General features: G+C 40.3%; 14 protein-coding genes. All 14 read left to right on the forward strand.

Features of this window, described 5'->3' with window-relative positions; all coding sequences use genetic code 11:
• The first annotated feature begins 3 nt into the window (after positions 1–3).
• The 14 genes from hisH to D0T85_RS00280 all read left to right on the forward strand — a co-directional run bounded on the left by hisH (position 4) and on the right by D0T85_RS00280 (position 20,660).
• A complete protein-coding gene (gene hisH / locus D0T85_RS00215; RefSeq protein WP_163209037.1) occupies positions 4–594 on the forward strand; it encodes an imidazole glycerol phosphate synthase subunit HisH in 591 nt (196 codons plus the stop codon).
• Positions 595–608: 14 nt separating this feature from the next.
• The gene (hisA, locus tag D0T85_RS00220; protein WP_163209039.1) at positions 609–1,331 is read left to right on the forward strand and encodes a 1-(5-phosphoribosyl)-5-[(5-phosphoribosylamino)methylideneamino]imidazole-4-carboxamide isomerase; all 723 of its coding nucleotides are present in this window, start codon (positions 609–611) and stop codon (positions 1,329–1,331) included.
• Positions 1,332–1,465: 134 nt separating this feature from the next.
• Entirely contained in the window at positions 1,466–2,221 is a 756-nt protein-coding gene (gene hisF, locus D0T85_RS00225) for an imidazole glycerol phosphate synthase subunit HisF (RefSeq protein WP_163209041.1), read from the forward strand.
• Between the two features lie 110 nt (positions 2,222–2,331).
• Positions 2,332–2,940, forward strand: a complete 609-nt coding sequence (hisIE, locus tag D0T85_RS00230; RefSeq protein ID WP_163209043.1) for a bifunctional phosphoribosyl-AMP cyclohydrolase/phosphoribosyl-ATP diphosphatase HisIE — start codon at positions 2,332–2,334, stop codon at positions 2,938–2,940.
• Entirely contained in the window at positions 2,925–3,623 is a 699-nt protein-coding gene (locus tag D0T85_RS00235; protein ID WP_163209045.1) for a cell division ATP-binding protein FtsE, read from the forward strand. The genes hisIE and D0T85_RS00235 overlap by 16 nt, the downstream gene beginning before the upstream one ends.
• A gap of 28 nt (positions 3,624–3,651) precedes the next feature.
• Complete coding sequence (locus D0T85_RS00240; protein ID WP_163209047.1) at positions 3,652–4,968, forward strand: aspartate kinase; 1,317 nt, start codon at positions 3,652–3,654, stop codon at positions 4,966–4,968.
• 175 nt (positions 4,969–5,143) lie between these two features.
• A complete protein-coding gene (gene lysA / locus D0T85_RS00245; protein WP_163209050.1) occupies positions 5,144–6,304 on the forward strand; it encodes a diaminopimelate decarboxylase in 1,161 nt (386 codons plus the stop codon).
• A 328-nt stretch (positions 6,305–6,632) separates the two neighbouring features.
• Entirely contained in the window at positions 6,633–8,135 is a 1,503-nt protein-coding gene (locus D0T85_RS00250) for a C2 family cysteine protease (RefSeq protein ID WP_163209052.1), read from the forward strand.
• Between the two features lie 247 nt (positions 8,136–8,382).
• Complete coding sequence (locus D0T85_RS00255; RefSeq protein WP_163209054.1) at positions 8,383–11,550, forward strand: TonB-dependent receptor; 3,168 nt, start codon at positions 8,383–8,385, stop codon at positions 11,548–11,550.
• A gap of 19 nt (positions 11,551–11,569) precedes the next feature.
• Positions 11,570–13,525 (forward strand): RagB/SusD family nutrient uptake outer membrane protein, encoded by a 1,956-nt coding sequence (locus D0T85_RS00260; protein WP_163209056.1) that lies wholly within the window; start codon positions 11,570–11,572, stop codon positions 13,523–13,525.
• 86 nt (positions 13,526–13,611) lie between these two features.
• Positions 13,612–15,060 (forward strand): fibronectin type III domain-containing protein, encoded by a 1,449-nt coding sequence (locus D0T85_RS00265; RefSeq protein ID WP_163209059.1) that lies wholly within the window; start codon positions 13,612–13,614, stop codon positions 15,058–15,060.
• Between the two features lie 96 nt (positions 15,061–15,156).
• A complete protein-coding gene (locus D0T85_RS00270) occupies positions 15,157–17,493 on the forward strand; it encodes a GH92 family glycosyl hydrolase (RefSeq protein WP_163209061.1) in 2,337 nt (778 codons plus the stop codon).
• 29 nt (positions 17,494–17,522) lie between these two features.
• On the forward strand, positions 17,523–18,335 hold the full coding sequence (locus tag D0T85_RS00275) for a basic secretory protein-like protein (RefSeq protein ID WP_163209063.1): 813 nt from the start codon (positions 17,523–17,525) through the stop codon (positions 18,333–18,335).
• Positions 18,336–18,344: 9 nt separating this feature from the next.
• Entirely contained in the window at positions 18,345–20,660 is a 2,316-nt protein-coding gene (locus D0T85_RS00280; RefSeq protein ID WP_163209065.1) for a GH92 family glycosyl hydrolase, read from the forward strand.
• Positions 20,661–20,670 lie beyond the last annotated feature (10 nt).

Below are 20,670 nucleotides of genomic sequence, written 5' to 3' on the forward strand. Positions count from 1 at the left end.
AACATGAAAATAGTTATTATTAAATATAATGCAGGCAATATCCGTTCGGTAGATTATGCGCTGAAAAGACTTGGAGTATCTGCCGAAATTACCAGCGATAAAGAAACAATCCTTGCTGCCGATAAAATTATCTTTCCTGGGGTTGGTGAAGCAGCAACCACCATGCAATATCTGAAAAAGGAAGGTTTGCATACTTTAATTAAAGATCTTCGTCAACCGGTTTTGGGAATCTGCCTTGGCATGCAACTAATGTGTCGCTACTCCGAAGAAGGTGCAACAAACTGTCTTGGAATTTTTGATACCGATGTAAAGCTCTTTGTACCTCAAAAACAAGAAGATAAAGTGCCACACATGGGATGGAATACACTTGAAAACTTAAACAGTCCCCTGTTTAAAGGATTCACCAAAGAAGAATTTGTTTACTTTGTACACAGTTTCTATGTGCCAGTAAACGATTTTACAGCAGCACAAACCAACTACATTTTACCATTTAGTGCAGCTTTGCATAAAGATAACTTTTATGCAACCCAGTTTCATCCGGAAAAGAGTGGCACTGTTGGCGAACGAATCATCCAAAACTTTCTTGACCTATAAACTCAAAAACTCAAATGATCGAACTAATACCCGCAATAGATATAATAGATGGAAAGTGTGTAAGACTTTCGCAAGGAGATTATGGTACTAAAAAGGTATATAACGAAAACCCTGTTGAAGTAGCCAAAGAGTTCGAAGCACACGGCATCAGGCGTTTGCATGTGGTTGATCTGGATGGAGCAGCTTCACATCATATTGTAAACTACAAGGTATTAGATCAGATTGCATCTCGCACTTCATTGATTATTGATTTTGGAGGAGGGATTAAAAGCGATGAGGACCTTATAATTGCTTTCGATAACGGTGCAGAGATGGTAACAGTTGGTAGCCTCGCGGTGAAGAGTCCCGAGCTGTTCTTAAAATGGCTGGAACGTTACGGGGCAGGTAAAATGATATTAGGTGCCGATGTAAAAGACAATAAAATAGCCGTGAACGGTTGGAAAGACGAAACCACACAGGATATCTTTCCTTTTTTAAAGGACTACATTCATCACGGAGTAGAAAAAGTTATCTGTACCGATATCTCTAAAGATGGTATGCTTGAAGGCCCCTCGATAGACTTATATAAGGAAATACTTAAACTCCATCCCAATCTTTACCTGATTGCCAGTGGTGGTGTAAGCAACCTGGATGATATATTTGCCTTGCAGGAAGCCTGCGTTCCAGCTGTAATATTTGGAAAAGCTATATACGAAGGGCGTATCCAATTAAAAGATTTATATCAGTTCCTATCCTGAAATATTCATATTCCAGAATGGAAGTAGTTAAAGGGAGTTATAGTTCTAAGATACTTCAGAGCATCTAAAGCTTTAACTCCTTTAACTCCTAGCAAAGCGATAACTCCTTCCATTCTATAAAAAATGTAAATAACATGGCATTAGCAAAAAGAATAATCCCCTGTTTGGATATAAAAGATGGCCAAACAGTGAAAGGAACAAACTTTGTAAACCTGCGTCAGGCGGGCGATCCTATTGAACTGGCCAAAGCATACAGTGAGCAGGGAGCCGATGAACTTGTGTTTCTGGATATTACCGCAAGTCACGAAGGGCGCAAAACCTTTACCGAACTGGTAACCCGTATTGCTGCCAATATAAGCATTCCATTTACAGTTGGAGGCGGCATCAATGAACTAACCGATGTTGACCGGTTGTTAAATGCCGGAGCCGATAAAGTTTCTATAAACTCATCGGCAATGCGAGATCCCGGTCTGATTGATGAAATAGCCAAACACTTCGGAACACAAGTTTGTGTACTTGCAGTAGATGCCAAGCAAACAACTGCCGGCTGGAAGTGTTATTTAAATGGTGGCCGTGTAGAAACAGAAAAAGAACTCTTTACTTGGGCCAAAGAAGGGCAGGAGAGAGGAGCTGGCGAAATACTGTTCACCAGTATGGACCATGATGGAGTAAAAACCGGATATGCTAACGAAGCACTGGCAACACTCTCCGGGCAGCTATCCATACCCGTTATAGCTTCTGGTGGAGCAGGGCAAAAGGAGCATTTCCTTGAAGTATTTACCAAAGGAAAAGCAGATGCCGCACTGGCAGCCAGCGTTTTTCATTTTGGTGAGATAAAAATTCCCGAATTAAAATCGTATCTTTGCGCGCAAGGAATAAGCGTGAGATAAGTTTTGAGTTATGAGTAATGAGTTTTGAGAGCCATGCGGTTAATGAAACTCATAACTCAAAACTCAAAACTCAAAACTCATAACTCATAACTCATAACTCATAACTTAAAATGATGGATTTCGATAAAATGAACGGATTGATTCCGGCAATTATACAAGATAATACAACTAGTAAAGTGCTAATGTTAGGCTATATGAATAAAGAGGCCTACGATAAAACACTTGAAACAGGAAAAGTAACATTCTTTAGTCGTACCAAAAACCGTTTATGGACAAAAGGGGAGGAGAGTGGCAATTTTCTACATGTTGTATCTATACAATCGGATTGTGATGATGATACCCTACTTATAAAAGTAGATCCTGTAGGGCCGGTATGCCATACCGGAACCGATACCTGTTGGGGAGAAAAGAACGAAGAAGATATTCTGTTCCTTAAGCAGTTGCAAGACTTTATAGTAAAACGTCATGAAGAGATGCCTGAAAACTCGTACACCACAAGCTTGTTCGAATCGGGCATTAACCGTATGGCACAGAAAGTAGGCGAAGAGGCTGTGGAGATGATTATTGAAGCAACCAACGGAACAGATGAAAGAATGATATACGAGGGGTCGGATATGATATACCACCTTATTGTAATGCTAACATCCAAAGGATATCGTATTGAGGATTTAGTAAGAGAATTGAAAGTTAGGCATAGCGACTCATGGAAGAAACATTAATCCGTTATAAGGATGTTGAGATAAATCAAGAAGACCATTCCGTTCTTTGTGATGTGAATTTGCAGTTATGCAAAGGCGAGTTTTTGTATCTGATTGGTAAGGTTGGTTCGGGTAAAACCAGTCTGCTGAAAACTTTTTATGCCGAGTTGGATATAAAAAATGGTGAAGCCGAAGTACTGGGCTATAATATGCGTACTATAAAGAAAAAACATATTCCTAATTTACGGAAGAAGATGGGAATCGTTTTTCAGGATTTTCAATTACTTACCGATCGTACTGTATACGATAACCTATACTTTGTACTGAAAGCAACCGGATGGAAAGATAAAAAGGAAATAACCAGCCGTATTAACCATGTTTTATCGCAGGTTGAGATGGAAACCAAAGGCTATAAAATGCCCAACGAACTATCAGGGGGCGAACAGCAACGCATTGTTATTGCGCGTGCCATATTAAACTCACCTCAAATAGTACTGGCCGATGAACCTACCGGTAACCTGGATGTAGAAACAAGCCAATCAATTACTAAACTCTTACAATCAATATGCCAGTCGGGTGCATCTGTAATTATGTCTACACATAATATTGCATTGATCGAAAAATTTCCCGGACGCGTATTGCGTTGTGACGAACATCAGATTGTTGATGTTACTCACGAGTTTAATAACAACGTAAACAATTAATCTATAATAATTTAACAAAGTAACGAAAATGAAAGTTTTAAAGTTTGGAGGAACATCTGTTGGCTCGGCTCAGAGAATGAAAGAAGTAGCCGAATTGATTACCGATGGCGAAAGAAAGATTGTTGTTCTTTCAGCTATGTCGGGAACAACCAACTCATTGGTGGAGATTTCGGACTATCTTTACAAGAAAAATCCGGATGGGGCGAATGAAATAATCAACAGACTCGAAATTAAATATAAACAGCATGTTGATGAACTATATAAAACTGAGGAATATAAACAGAAAGGACGTGAAGTTATAAAATCACATTTCAACTATATACGTTCTTTTACCAAAGACCTCTTTACTTTGTTCGAAGAAAAAGTAGTTCTGGCACAAGGCGAATTAATATCCACAGCTATGGTAAATTACTACCTACAGGAATGTGGAGTGAAATCGGTATTACTGCCTGCTTTGGATTATATGCGTACAGATAAAAACGCAGAGCCCGATCCTATTTACATCAAAGAGAAACTTCACATTCAGCTTGAGTTACATCCGGATGCTGAAATATACATTACTCAGGGATTCATCTGCCGTAATGCTTACGGCGAGATAGACAACCTTCAAAGAGGGGGTAGCGATTATACAGCCTCGTTGATTGGTGCTGCTGTTAATGCATCCGAAATTCAGATATGGACCGATATAGACGGAATGCACAACAACGATCCGCGCATTGTTGAAAAAACATCTCCGGTGCGTCAGTTGCATTTTGAAGAAGCTGCCGAACTTGCTTATTTCGGAGCAAAAATATTACATCCTACCTGTATTCAGCCTGCTAAATATGCCAACATCCCGGTACGTTTGCTGAATACGATAGATCCTACTGCTCCCGGAACCATGATTTCTAACGAAACAGAAAAAGGAAAAATCAAAGCAGTAGCAGCAAAGGGTGGTATTACAGCAATTAAAATAAAATCAAGCCGCATGCTTCTTGCGCACGGTTTCTTGCGCAAAGTATTCGAGATATTCGAAAGCTACCAAACTTCTATCGACATGATTTGTACTTCGGAAGTAGGTGTATCTGTAACCATTGATAATACCCGCCACCTGAATGAAATACTTGACGATCTGAAAAAATACGGAACCGTAACTGTTGACAGCGGCATGTGTATTATCTGCGTGGTTGGCGACCTTGACTGGGAAAACTTAGGTTTCGAAGCCAAAGTAGTACAGGCCATGAAGAACATTCCTGTTCGTATGATTTCGTACGGTGGTAGCAACTACAATATTTCATTGCTAATTAAAGAAGACGATAAGAAAACGGCATTACAATCATTAAGCCACGTCCTGTTTAATGAGTGAATTTTGAGTAATGAGTTTTGAGTTTTGAGTAATGAGTTTTGAGTAATGAGTTTTGAGTTGCAATGCTGCATGGTAACTCATTACTCATCACTCATTACTCATCACTCATCACTCATTACTCAAAACTCATCACTCATAACTCATTACTCACTACTCACTACTCAAAACTCAAAACATGAAAGGTATATTCCCTGTTGACAAATTCAGCGAGTTACAAACTCCCTTTTACTACTACGATACTAAATTACTGCGCGAAACATTAGCTACTGTAAAAAGAGAAATCGGTAAATTCGATAACTATTGTGTTCACTATGCAGTAAAAGCAAATGCCAATCATAAAATACTGTCCATTATACGCGAGGCCGGATTAGGTACCGACTGTGTAAGTGGTGGCGAAATTCAGGCTTCGATCAAAGCCGGTGTTCCTGCTAATAAAATAGTATTTGCTGGTGTAGGCAAAGCCGATTGGGAAATCAATTTGGGATTAAAATACGATATCTTCTGCTTCAATGTAGAGTCTATTCCCGAACTTGAAGTAATCAACGAATTGGCTGCCGCTCAGGGCAAGATTGCAAATGTTGCTTTCCGTATCAATCCAAACGTTGGTGCACATACCCATGCCAACATTACTACAGGATTGGCCGAGAACAAATTTGGCATCAGCATGGAGGAAATGGATCATGTAATTGATATTGCTTTGCAATTGCCCAACATTAAGTTTATTGGAATACACTTCCACATTGGGTCGCAAATTCTGGATATGGGCGACTTTGTAGCTCTTTGCAATCGTGTGAACGAACTACAGGAACGTTTATACAAACGTCAGATAATTGTTGACCATGTAAACGTTGGCGGTGGATTAGGCATTGATTACGAACACCCTAACCGCCAGGCAATACCCGATTTTGCTGCTTACTTTGCTGTTTTCGCACAACATCTGAAACTCCGTCCGAAACAAACATTGCATTTTGAGTTAGGCCGTTCTATTACAGGCCAGTGCGGAAGTTTAATAAGTAAGGTACTGTATGTAAAACAGGGAGCCAACAAACAATTTGCTATTCTCGATGCAGGTATGACCGATTTAATTCGTCCTGCCCTGTATCAGGCTTATCACAAAATGGAGAACATCACCTCCGAAGAACTTATTGAAACATACGATGTGGTAGGTCCTATCTGCGAATCATCGGATGTATTTGGCAAAGCCATCGACCTGAACAAAGTGAGAAGAGGCGATTTAATTGCTTTACGCTCTGCGGGTGCCTATGGAGAAATTATGGCATCATCTTATAACTGTCGGGAAATTCCCAAAGGATATACAACAGAAGATTTAATTTAATTTCAGACTTTCCCCATATAACATAAAGAGAGTGTCAAAGAGTGATTAGACTTTTGACACTCTCTTTTTTTTGCTTAACTCCTTTAACTCCTTAACTCCTTTCATTCTTTGTTCTAAAGTCACTAGCAGAAACAAATGGCACAATACAGCACAGTAGCTCGTATTTTGTGCTCTATTGTGCCATTTGTGCTCTTTTGATACATTCTTCATTGTGACATCATTTTGGCATGCATAGTAATATGTGGCAAATTCAGACTTTCTTTCTTTGCAACGGATGGTTAACCCATCTGCAATTAATCTTAATGTTTAACCTTATTTTTTATTAAACATGAAAAATGTCATTTGTAGCATAAAGGGGCTGACATTCTTGCTGTTGATGGTTTTACCACTCAGTTTTGTTGGATGTTCTAGTGATGACGATGATAGTGACAGTGGCCAAACCACATCACCATATTGGGAACTTGGAGGCGAAAATGCCAATATGCCTTCAAGCGGGACAATTATAGCAGAATATTCGGATGCACCTGTAGGTTCGGAAATAAGCAAATTGGTAGATAATAATGCAAATACTAAATATCTAACAAATCACAGTACTTTTGATATAACATGGAATGGAAATAGGAGTGTCGTTGTACAGTCTTATTCACTGACTTCTGCTACCGATAAACCAGAAATGGACCCAAAGTCGTGGACTTTATCCGGTTCTATAGATAATAAATCGTGGAAAACAATTGATACACAAGAAAGTCAATCGTTTTCGGGCAGGAAAGAAGTAAAAACCTATAAATTAGATAACAGAGCAACTTACCGGTATTACAAATTATCTATTCTAACTAATAATGGAGGCAATGCTACACAAATAGCCGAATGGGTACTTTCTGCCACAAATTCATATAACGGCAGTATTAGTGACCTGATGCAATTTTCAAGTGGTAATACATTCTCAGAGGTTACCCCAATGGGAACCATGCATGTGAATGATCGCGTGGCAAGTGCATCAGATATATTGTGGCTTAAAGATCCGCTTAAAGAACCCAATACATTTGGAAACTTTTCGTGGTCGTACTTTACTGTAAATTCATTGTATCCTTTTGGAGACCCAAGCCCGGCAGATGTAAATCAGCGTAGCATAGGCGATTGTTGTTTGGAAGCAGTAATGGCTTATATAGCTCACAATTATCCCGGATTTATTAAAAGTATCATTAAAGATACCGGCAACAGTACATTTGCTGTTACATTGTATGACCCCAAAGGGAATCCGGTAGAGGTAGGTGTAAGCAATTTATTTATAAAAGATGGAAATAATCTGGGGGCATCATCCGGTAAAAACAGTCAGGTAACTTGGGCCACTGTGCTTCAAAAAGCAATAATTAAATGGAAACAAGTTTATACTGGTTCGTCGGATATTGGTGGAATTGCTACTGAGTTTGCAGCTGCTATAATAACCGGAAATGGTAAGACGTTTGCTTTTGCACCCCAAACACTATCGGCAGACGATCTTCAACGTGCTGTAACTGTGTCCATTCAGCAAGGTAATATAGTGATTGGTGGTTTTACAAAATCGGATTTAATAATAGACGGTAAATATAAAAGTGTAAACTTCCACGCATATAGCTTCTTCTTACCCCATAACAACAAATATTTGTTTACCATGCGTAATCCTTGGGGTTCTGCTCCTGCAATAAGCGGAGATGGCGGAAGGGAAGATGGCTTGTTGAATATTGCAAACGATGGAATAGTTCCTCCGGAAATAGATTTACGCATCTGCGATCCGGGTGCAGCCAAAGAATTTGCTACTGTGGGCAATGTAAAGCCATATGTATATAAATAATTAGATGAATAACCATCTTATAATTGATATTAATGTTTAACCTTATTTTTTATTAAGTATGAAGAATTATCACCCTCCGGACTGCTGAGGTCCTTAAAAAAGAATGAATTGTCCACATTAGATTGGTTGTTGGGTTATAATCCCAACTACTATGCTAATACTATGAAGATTATCTTTTGGATAAAAAATGCACGATTATTCGCGCATAAAGAATTAAGATTTCAAATCAATTAACACAACTGGTAATATGAATTCATTAACAAAAATCAAACATTTTACTAGATCATTATGCTTACTGTTACTGCTGTCTGTAAGCACTCTTATTGTACAGGCGCAAGATTCGCCTTCTGTAACGGGGCGTGTTTCCGATGAAAAGGGCGAGTTCCTGATAGGTGCTACTGTTATGGAAAAAGGTACCCTAAATGCTGTTATCACGGATATAAACGGTCAGTATAACCTTAAATTAACAACAGCAGACCCTACTCTTGAAATATCTTTTACTGGCTTTAAAACTCAGGAAATCAGAGTGAATAACAAGCGTGTAGTCGATATTGTACTTGTCGAAGACATATCTACACTTGATGAAGTAGTGGTTGTAGGATACGGACATCAAAGAAAGGTATCTGTTGTAGGGGCTCAATCTGCAATGAGGATAGCCGATATAAAGATGCCTACAGGAAATTTATCCAATGCTATTTCAGGACGTATTGCTGGTATCGTTTCTGTTACACGTAGTGGTGAACCCGGACACGACGACTCTGATATTTGGATCCGTGGTATGTCAACACTATCAGGACAAAGCTCTTCCCCTCTTGTATTGGTAGACGGGGTGGAACGTAGCCTTAATAACCTCGATCCGGAAGATGTTGAGTCTTTAACTGTATTGAAAGATGCCTCTGCAACTGCTGTTTATGGTGTACGTGGTGCAAACGGTGTTATCATTATAAAAACCAAACCGGGTAAAGTAGGTAAACCTCAGTTTAGTGTTGATTATTACGAGAGTTTTACGCGTATGACTAAAACTCCTCAGATGACAGATGCATATACATATATGGATGTTGCTAACGAGGCTTATGCAAATGCTTATCCAGGCAGCAAAGCATTATATTCTCCCGAATACATTGCTGCTACAAAGAAAGCTCACGGCATACTACCCAACGATAATCCTAAAATGTACAACGAATATCTCTATCCGGCAGTAAACTGGATGAATGAAATATTTAACGACTGGGGACACAACCGCCGTGCAAACATGAATATACGAGGTGGGGTTCCAAATGCCAATTACTACGTATCATTAAGTTACTACAATGAGCAAGGACAGACTAAGAATTTTGAACTGGAAAATTACAATACTAAAATGCAATACAACCGGTTCAACTTTACTTCAAACCTCAATTTAAAACCAACTTCAAAAACTTCTGTTGACCTTGGTTTCTCAGGATGGTTATCATCAGGACACTATCCGCAACAATCTGCAGCAGAGTTGTATTCTATATCTATGCAAATCAATCCTGTTTATTTGCCGCTGACCATGCCTGATGGCTCACTTTCTGGTATAAACAGTAACGGTGACTTGCGTAACCCATACATGGACCTGTCAAAACGCGGATATTATCAGGAATTCAATAATCAGTTGAACTCAAATCTGCGTGTAACTCAAGACTTGGATTTCTGGGATTGGAGTAAAGGGCTTAAGATTTCGGGAATGTTGGCATTCGATGCATACAACTCGCGCAAACTTGAATATAAACGTTGGAGTGATATGTATTACTTTGCTGGTTCAAAAGATACAGAAACTGGTCTTTGGCAAGAGAATGGCATGTTCGATAGTGAAGGAAATTACAATATGAACCGCAACCGTCAGGGAAGCGACCAATTGAGTTTTGAGCAAAAGTCGGGTGCTAATCGCAACACATACCTGGAATTCTCGCTTAATTACGACCGTACTTTTGGTAAGCACCGTGTAAGTGGACTTCTGCTTTATAACCAAAAAATATACAGAGACCTTACTGCAAACAATATGACCAATTCTCTTGCTTACAAAAACAGAGGATATGCAGCACGTGGTACTTATTCGTTCGATGACCGTTATTTGTTCGAAGTAAACCTTGGTATAAATGGTTCCGAAAACTTTTCTCCAGATAAACGTTATGGTGTATTCCCTGCTTTTGGTTTAGGTTGGGTAGCATCCAATGAATCTTTCTGGAAGAAGATACAGCATGTTGTGTCTTATTTCAAAGTAAGATATACAATCGGATGGGTTGGTAGCGATGCTGTAACAGACCGTCGTTTCATGTATCAGGGCGTAATGTCGGGCAGTTCAGGCGATAAGATTTATGGTCTTCGTCAAGGTACATCTTATGGCTTAACAAACGGTTGGGGTGTTGCCAAATATGGTGTTGATGTAGGTTGGGCACGTGCTCGCAAGCAAGACCTTGGTATCGACATTAATTTCCTCAATGACAATCTAACATTTACGTTCGACTTGTTCAAAGAATACCGCGACAACATCTTCCTTCAAAGAAAACTTCTTCCCGACTATGCCGGTTTCGTAGAAAGCCCTTGGGCTAACTTGGGTATTGTTGAGAATAAAGGTTTCGAAATACAGGCAGAATATTCGCAACAACTTGCCAAAAAAGTATTTCTTACAGTACGTGGTAACTTGACATACAACAAAGACAAAATAATTGAAGATGATACTCCTGCCGCTGCATACCCATGGCTTGAAAGTAGAGGAACTAATGTAAATGCCAGATGGGGGTACATAGCCGATGGATTGTTTACAAGTCAGGAAGAGATAGATACTCATGCTACACAATTTGGAACTGTTTATGTAGGAGATATTAAATATCGCGACTTGAATGGTGACGGACGCATTGACGAAGACGACAAGTGTGTGATTGGACAAGGAGATGTTCCTAAAATTTATTATGGTTTTGGTTTCGATTTGCAAGTTCATGATTTCTCTATTGCTGCGTTGTTTCAGGGAACCGCAAAAGCCGATCGCCATTTAGAAGGACGTTCCATACATCCTTTCTCCGGACAAAACGGTTTGGATAACCTTTATGACAATATAGACGACCGTTGGAGTGCAGACGACCCAACTAATACCGATGTATTCTATCCACGTTTAACATATACAGGAGAGTCTAACACCAACAATACACAAAAAAGTACATGGTGGCAAAAAGATGTAAGCTTCTTACGCCTCAAACAGCTTACAGTATCTTATCGGATTCCAAAGAAATTGATGAATAAATGTTTGCTGAAAGATGGAAGCATTTATTTAATGGGAAGCAACCTGTTTACTCTTTCTAAGTTTAAGTTATGGGATCCGGAACTTAACACCAACAACGGTTCGGCTTATCCAAATACGTCGAGTTATTCGATAGGTGTAAAATTTAGTTTTTAACCAATAATGCAATAACGAAATGAAAAAAATATTCAACCTAAGTTTGCTGGTATTGGCGGCCGTCTTGTTGTCGGCATGCGATGATTTTTTCGAAAAGATGCCAGGTGTGCAGCTTGACCTAGAAGATACGTTTACAAACCGTGAAAAAACACGGCAGTTCCTCAACAACGTATATACCTATATACCCGATGATGTTACCGGAGAACGTTATTATAGTAACACCGCCGACCGTTATGGAGGTATCTGGGGTGGATCTTCTTTAGAAGCCAACTGGAGTTGGGACTGGCATAACAGCCATAAATGGAATCTAGGCGAAACAAGTGCGGGATCGGACTATGTAACTTTCTGGTGGAAACACTACTATGCAGGCATTAGCAAGGCTAGTACATTTATGCAAAATGTAGAAAAGAATCCGGAACTTACCGATTACGAAAAAACGTTGTGGAAAGCAGAAGCACGTGCGTTAAGAGCATTGTACTATTTCTATGTTTTCAGACAATATGGTCCTTGTGTATTGAACGGTGAAGCTCCTGTTGCTTTAGACACACCTGCATCAGAGTTGCTTAAACCCAGAAATACTGTTGATGAATGTATTGATTATATTGTATCAGAGTTCGATGCAGCAGCCGAAGTTCTTCCTCCTGTATATGGTGGAACAAATCTTGGATACATAGACCGAGGACAGTGTAAGGGCTATAAAGCGAAAGTATTGCTTTACGCAGCTAGTCCACTTTACAACGGTAACACAATGTTTGCATCTATTCAAAATGAAGATGGTACACACTTGTTCCCACAAATGCATGATCAATCTAAATGGGAAAGAGCAAGAGACGCATACAAAGAATTTATGACTGAATTTGTTCCTTCATATTATGATCTTCATGTTGTGACTACTGATGGCAAGAAAGACCCATACGAATCTTACCGCCAGATAACAACAGGATGTTACCATGATAGTAAAGAAAACATTTCGATGAAACTTGTGTGGCATGGTGATCTCAATTATGCAATTACACCCTATCACAAACATATAAATGTAGGCGAAATCAGAGGTGGGCTTGGATTGGCAGTAAGCCAGAACCTGGTAGATATGTTCTTTACTGATAAGGGATTGACCATTGAAGATGATCCGGATTACAAAGAATATGGTTTTGGAGTAACTCCTTCCAGTGATTATTATGGATCTGCCGAAAATTATAATGACCCTATAATCCCAACCCGTAATTATTTTAAAGCGAACAGCAATCTTACGCTTAAACAATGGGAAAACCGTGAACCACGCTTCTATGTTTGTGTAACATTTAACGGATCAACTTGGGTAAACACACAAACTACTGCTGGCGAAGTAACCACTGAACTGCATTATAACGGAAATTCGGGTAACGCATCGGCCGGACACGACGCTCCTTATACCGGATATGGTTGGAGAAAACTGGCACGTTCCAGTGCAGAGTCAGGACGCGACAACCATTTCTCGTGCAACCTACGTCTTGCCGATATGTATCTTGGTTATGCCGAAACATTAAGTGCCACCAATGATTTTACAACTGCTATGGAGTATGTAAATAAGATACGTAGCCGCGCAGGTGTTCCCGAATACGGAACAGGAACAGATGACAACGGATATACAAGAATCAGTTATCCGGCTAATCGTGACGACGTTGATAAACGCATTCGTCGTGAGCGTCTTATAGAAATGGCACTTGAAGCCAATCGTTTCTTTGATGTTCGCCGTTGGATGGTTGCAGATATGGCTACCGGCGACGGATGGATATATCCAAGTTACAAAAAAGGTGGTGAAGGTGGTGAATTCCATGGGCTTAACTATCGTTATGATCCGCCCGAATTCTTCCAGAAAGTGGTAATGCAAAATCGTATATTCGAGAAACGTCATTACTTTATGCCTATTCCGGATGCCGAAATACGACGTAATCCGAAAATGGTTCAGAACTACGATTGGAAAGCAGACGAGTAATTATCATCTCGTATAGATTTAAAACAAGGTCATAAGGACTCTTTGACCTTGTTATACAAATCATTAACCAGTAATAGAAAATTAATATGAAAAAATTATTTATAGCTTGTATAACAGTGCTGGCTATGGCAGCATGTAGCGACGATGATTGGAGCGGCAACCCAGGGCAGGTACTTGCCAATACTGAAGACATAGGTTCTGTAGTGTTGACATCGGCCACTGTGGGAGCAACTGTATACGGAGACGGTATTACCGACCGCGGTATATGTTGGGCTACTACAGAGTTTCCTACAATCGCAGATTCTTTTGTAAGCGATGGTAATAGCGGGGCAGGTACATTTGAAGTAACACTTACTAACCTGACACCAGGAACTAAATATTATGTGCGTTCTTATGCAACATTTGGTGATAAGACAACTTATGGCTCTTCCAGAACATTTACAACAAAACCACCATTGACGGTTACCGTAAGCTCAATACCCGAAGATAAATCCATTGTGATTAAAACAAAAATTGCAGGTGGCGATGATAATCAGGAGATAACCGAACGTGGTGTTTGTTACGGTACATCTGCTAATCCTACTGTTGAAGGAAACAAAATAGCAGCAGTTGCCGGTGGTAAAGGTGAGTATATGTTAACTATACCAAGTTTGACTCCACAAACCACATACTACGTAAGAAGTTACGCAATCTCCGAATATGGAATAGAGTATAGTGCAGACCAAGTGATAGAAACATACGAAATTGGTTCACCAAAGATATTCTGGAATTGGCTGAACGAATCCGAATACGATACTTATGGTATTGTACGAGACGAGGAAGATACCAAGTTCGTTATGCATTATACCATGGATGTTGAAAACAGCAGTATTACTTTTACCTATATTGAAAATAGTGGAAACATGGATGCCAAGCATGTAACAAAAACATTCACAATGAATGGTGATGCCACAGAAGTTACTTGGGATCCGATCTCGTACAACGATAAAACATTTAGTGGTATTACCAGAAACGGTAGTGCTTTTGCTGCTAGCGGAGTAGGAGTTACCCTTGATAAAAGTATGCCAGCAAATGATATTTATAAAATGTTTGTTAAAGGTGATAACGGTGGATTGGGTAGATGCTCAGAAACATTAAAACCCAACTGGCATCCTTCTATTCAAAGTATATGGGAAAATTACAGTTTAATTGAACTTAACGGTGGATTTAACGGTGTGATGACTCAATTTGATGGTGGCTTTGGAAATAATTGGTTGTGTCATGAATACTCATCAGATATTCCTGTAGTAGAAGATGTAGCAACCTTTGAATTCAAATCTTACTTCTGGGGACATGCAGATAATTCAGAAGCATGCAGCGCTGCATGGACAAAGTTTGAGCCATTCAGAAATATGCTATATAACGCCAAGGGAGTTTATATCATCAGAGAATTGAAAGAAACTAAAACTGTTCAACAAGGTGGATTCAATTACTTTATGATCAGAACCAATGGTGTAGAATGGTATAAATGGTTTTTTAGGGTAGAAGGAACTTAATTTCCGGATGTTTTTTTGAGGACGGGCCAGAACAGGCTTTCTGGCCCGTATACTGTCCAGACTATCATACGATTATTTATCTAAATAAAAAAGAAGATGCAAATTAACAAATTAACTATCGCTTTTTCATTATTACTTTTTAGCGGAATAACCTTAGGCCAAAACAAAAGTGATTACGTAAATCCTATGATTGGAACGGACGGTATGGGACATACATTCCCCGGTGCTTGTGTGCCTTTTGGAATTATTCAACTTAGCCCAGACACAGATACCATACCACATAATATAAACGGAAGTTACCAAAAAAAGGCATACGAGTATTGTGCAGGATATCAGTACAGCGACCCAACCATTGTTGGTTTTAGTCACACTCACATGAGCGGAACCGGACATTCGGACTTGGGCGATGTACTGATAATTCCTACCACCGGCGAACTTAAATTAAATCCCGGAACAGCCGATAACCCCAATAGCGGGTACCGTTCGCGTTTCTCGCATAACACAGAGAAATCGACTCCCGGATATTACGAAGTACAACTCGATGATTACGGAGTGAAAGCGCAGCTTACTGCAACCCAGCACGTTGGCGTGCATAAATACACATTCTCACCAAATGCGGATGGACGCATCATCCTTGACCTCAATCATGGAATATACAATTACGATGGCAAAACACTATGGGCCACATTGCGTGTAGAAAACGATACACTATTAACCGGATACCGCATAACCAACGGTTGGGCACGCACCAATTACACTTATTTTGCCATCTCCCTATCTCAACCTATAACTAACTACGGGTATAAAGATCACCAAAAGATATTGTACAACGGATGGTGGCGTAAATTTCCCGTAAACAGCAACTTCCCCGAAATGGCGGGACGTAAACTGGTATCATACTTTGAGTTTGATACAAAAAACAATCCCGAGCTCATTGTTAAGGTGGCATTATCGGCCACAAGTACAGAAGGAGCATTAAAAAACTTACAAGCCGAAGCGCTTGCAAAAGACTTCAATCAGTTGGTAGCCGAAGCCTCAAATCAATGGAATACCCAACTTGGTTCTATCGAAGTACAGGGTACGGAAGATCAGAAGGCAATGTTTTACACCTCTTATTACCATACCATGATTAACCCCTCTGTTTACATGGATGTAGATGGTAGCTACCGCGGACTGGATCACAACATTCACAAGGCCAACGGCTTTACAAATTATACTATCTTCTCTTTGTGGGACACCTACCGGGCCGAACATCCTTTTCTTATGCTGATGAAACCACAGCAAGCCACGGATATGGTGAAATCAATGATTGCACATCAACAACAAAGTGTTCACGGAATGCTTCCGGTATGGAGCCACATGGGCAACGATAACTGGTGTATGAGTGGATACCACGCAACCTCTGTACTGGCCGATGCCATTGTTAAAGGTGCAAATATAAATAAAGAAGAGGCGTTGCGTGCCATGGTTGCCACCTCTAATGCTGGCTATTACGATGGTATAGAAGATTATATAAAGTTGGGATATGTTCCTCTTGATAGAAGCGGAACAGCAGCTTCGACCACATTGGAATACTCGTATGATGACTGGACTATTTATCAAACAGCCCTATTGATGGGACAGGAAGATATAATAGCACAATATAAAAAACGAGCATTAAACTACCGTAACATTTACGATACAGAGTTAGGCTTTGCCCGTCCACGTTATAAAGACGGTTCATTCAAAAAGGAATTTGATGTGTTACAAACACATGGCGAAGGATTTATTGAAGGCAACTCGTGGAACTTCTCATTCCATGTTCCGCACGATGTTTACGGAATTATGAACCTGATGGGTGGCGAAAAAGAATTTATCAAGAAACTGGATGAACTATTCAGCATGCACCTACCCGAGAAATACTATGCCGATAACGAAGACGTTACAATAGATTGTTTGGTAGGAGGATATGTACATGGAAATGAACCCAGTCATCATATACCTTATCTGTATGCATGGACTTCAAACCCATGGAAAACCCAATATTGGGTGCGCAATATTATGAACAAGATGTACAAAAACAACATCCGCGGATTGGGTGGGAACGACGATTGCGGACAAATGTCGGCATGGTACCTTTTTACAGCAATGGGATTCTATCCTGTGTGTCCGGGAACAGACCAGTACATATTGGGTGCTCCGTATATGCCTTATCTGAAATTAAATCTTCCCAACGGTAAAACTTTCGAGATCAAAGCACCCGGAGTGAGTGATAAAAAGCGATACGTAAAATCGGTTAAGCTAAACGGCAAACCATATTCTAAACTATACATCACCCACAACGATATCGTAAACGGTGGCGTTCTGGAGTTTGTTATGAGTGCTTCACCCAATCAGAAGAGAGGACTGGATGCAGTAGATAAGCCTTATTCAATGACACATTGTTCGGAATGATTATACTATAATTAAAAAACAATATCGATATGAAAAAATTGACTTTACTTAGTTTTATATGTTTATGTGTAATCATGGTTTCATGTGCACTAACATCTTCAAAAGCAGAAAAAGAGGTTTCTACAGCGAATAAAGAAACAGGCAAGGATGTATGGAAAGATTATTTTGTGGGCAATATTCTTTTTGAAGACAAGGCTCCCGAAAGTGGTGGTTCTAAAATATATAAGAGTATAATATCCAACCCTGATGCTTATATCTCCGAACAGGCCCGTACAGTATTGAATACCTTATATTACAGTCCGGCCGATAGTATTGTACCGGTTTATAATCTGCATTACACCCTCGAAGATACCGACGGAATCTCTGCCAAAGGCGGTAGCGCAGGCGAGATTGCTATTTTCTACAGTACCCGCCACATTGAAAAATCGTTTGCCAACAAGGATACTGCCAAAGTGTTTTTTGAAACCAGAGGCGTATTGTTGCACGAGTTAACCCATGCTTATCAATTAGAGCCGCAGGGCATTGGGTCGTATGGTACAAACAAAGTATTTTGGGCATTTATTGAAGGAATGGCAGATGCTGTACGTGTAGCAAACGGCGGATTTAATGGCGAAGCCGACCGCCCTAAAGGAGGTAATTATATGAATGGTTATCGTCATGCCGGATATTTCTTTGTATGGCTACGCGATAATAAAGATCCGGAATTCCTGCGTAAATTCAATAGAAGTACATTGGAAGTTGTACCTTGGTCGTTCGACGGTGCCATTAAACATGTACTGGGAGAAAAATATACGACCGACGAATTATGGGAAGAATACCAAATTGCTGTAGGAGATAAATAGGCAATCTTTATGCAAAAATATGTTTTTACTCTATTGTTAATTTTTCTTTTCACGGCTTGCGAAGTAGCCGACAAAAAAGACAATGCTGTTGACACACAGTTAAACAGTTATGTCAATCCTTTTGTCGGCACTTCCGGCTTTGGAAATATTTATCCGGGGGCGCAAATACCATTCGGGGGCATACAGATGAGCCCCGACACCGACCGCGATTACTATGATGCTGCCTCCGGATATAAGTATGATCACCCCACCTTGATGGGTTTCAGCTTGACGCATCTTAGTGGTACAGGTATTCCCGACTTGGGCGATTTTTTGTTTATCCCCGGCACAGGTACCAAAAAGCTTATTGCCGGCACACACGATAACCCCGACGAAGGCTATCGGTCGCGTTATAGTCATGACAGGGAGTGGGCATCGCCCAATTATTATGGCGTTGACTTGCTCGATTACGGTGTAAAGGCAGAGATGACTTCGGGCGTACGTTCGGGTATATTCAAGTTTACGTTTCCCAAATCGGAAGAATCATTTGTAATGATTGATATGGATCATGTACAATGGTTTAAAACCGCATGGTCACAGCTTCGTATTGAAAACGATTCGGTTATATCGGGCTTTAAACTGGTTAACGGATGGGGACCGGAACGCTATGTGTATTTTGTGGCCGAGTTTTCTAAACCGTTTCTCCGTTCGGGCATTATGCAGGAAGGTAAACCGGTTATTTATGATACGAAACGTTTCCGCAGCGACAGAGTAGCTTATGGAAATAAAATTATGGGATGGTTTGACTTCAACACTTCGGCTGGTGAAGAAATAGAAGTGAAGGTAGCCATTTCTTCTACAGGAACAGCCGGTGCATATACAAACTTTAAAGAGCTGAACAACCAGACCTTTAACAGTTTAAAATCGGCAGGTGAAGAACTGTGGGCTAAAGAACTGAATAAGTTTAAAGCAAAAGGTACAAAAGAGCAATTGGAAACATTCTATACCTCTGTTTACCATGCTGCATTACATCCTTTTATCTATCAAGATAGTGATGGAAAGTATAGAGGACACGATTCTAACCTACATTATACAACCAACTTTACCAATTACACCGTTTTCTCTCTTTGGGACACTTACCGGGCGCATCATCCGTTACTGAACCTGATTCGGCCTGACCAGAATGCCGACATGATAAATTCAATGCTGGCCCATTACGATCAGAGTGTGGAACGGATGTTACCTATATGGTCGTTCTACGGAAACGAAACCTGGTGTATGATTGGCTATCATGCCGTATCTGTTATAGCAGATGCAATAGTGAAAGGCATTCCGGGTTTTGATTACGAACGCGCTTTCGAGGCAATGAAAACAACTGCAATGAATCCGCATTACGATTGTTTACCCGAATATACAACGATGGGTTGGGTGCCTTTTGACAAAGAACGAGAGTCGGTATCTAAAACCTTAGAGTATGCTTATGATGATTATTGCATAGCCATGGCAGCTCAGGTGTTGGGTAAAGAAGAGGATTACTACTATTTCCTCAACCGGTCATTGGCTTACAAAAATCTTATCGACCCGGAAACTAAATTCATGCGTGGCAGAGACTCACAAGGCAACTGGCGTACTCCTTTTGACCCAACTGCTTATACGGGTCCCGGTTCTGTGCACGGGTGGGGCGATGTTACCGAAGGGTTTACCTACCAATACACATGGTATGTACCACATGATGTACAAGGATACATAAGTGCTATGGGCGAGGATGCATTTATTCAACGGCTCGATTCGATGTTTACCATTGAACTTCCCGAAGATATTCCGGGAGCACACGATATACAGGGACGTATTGGTGCATACTGGCATGGAAACGAACCTTGCCATCAGATTATCTACCTGTACAATTACGTGAAACAGCCGTGGAAAGCTCAGGAGAAAATACGTTATATACTCGATACATTCTACGGTAACGCGCCCGATGCACTGAGCGGTAATGATGATTGCGGACAGATGTCGGCATGGTACATTTTCAATTCCATGGGATTTTACCCTACCTGTCCTTCGAGCAACATATATGCAATCGGATCTCCTGGATTGGAGGCTGTAGAAATGACGTTGGGTAATGGAAAGAAGATAAACGTAACAACCGAGAACTACAGTAAGAGTAACGTGTACATTCAGGCAATGTATCTGAATGGAAAAGAATACAACAAAACGTATATTACTTATGATGATATAAAGAATGGAGCGGATATAAAATTTGTTCTGGGTCCCAATCCTAATACCTCTTGGGGCGCTGTTAATGAATCGGTGGCACCATCGGGAGTAGGATTAAGAAGTAAATAATGATACTACT

Source organism: Bacteroides sp. 519 (genome assembly GCF_010500955.1).
In the GTDB taxonomy this organism is placed as follows: Bacteria; Bacteroidota; Bacteroidia; order Bacteroidales; family Bacteroidaceae; genus Bacteroides.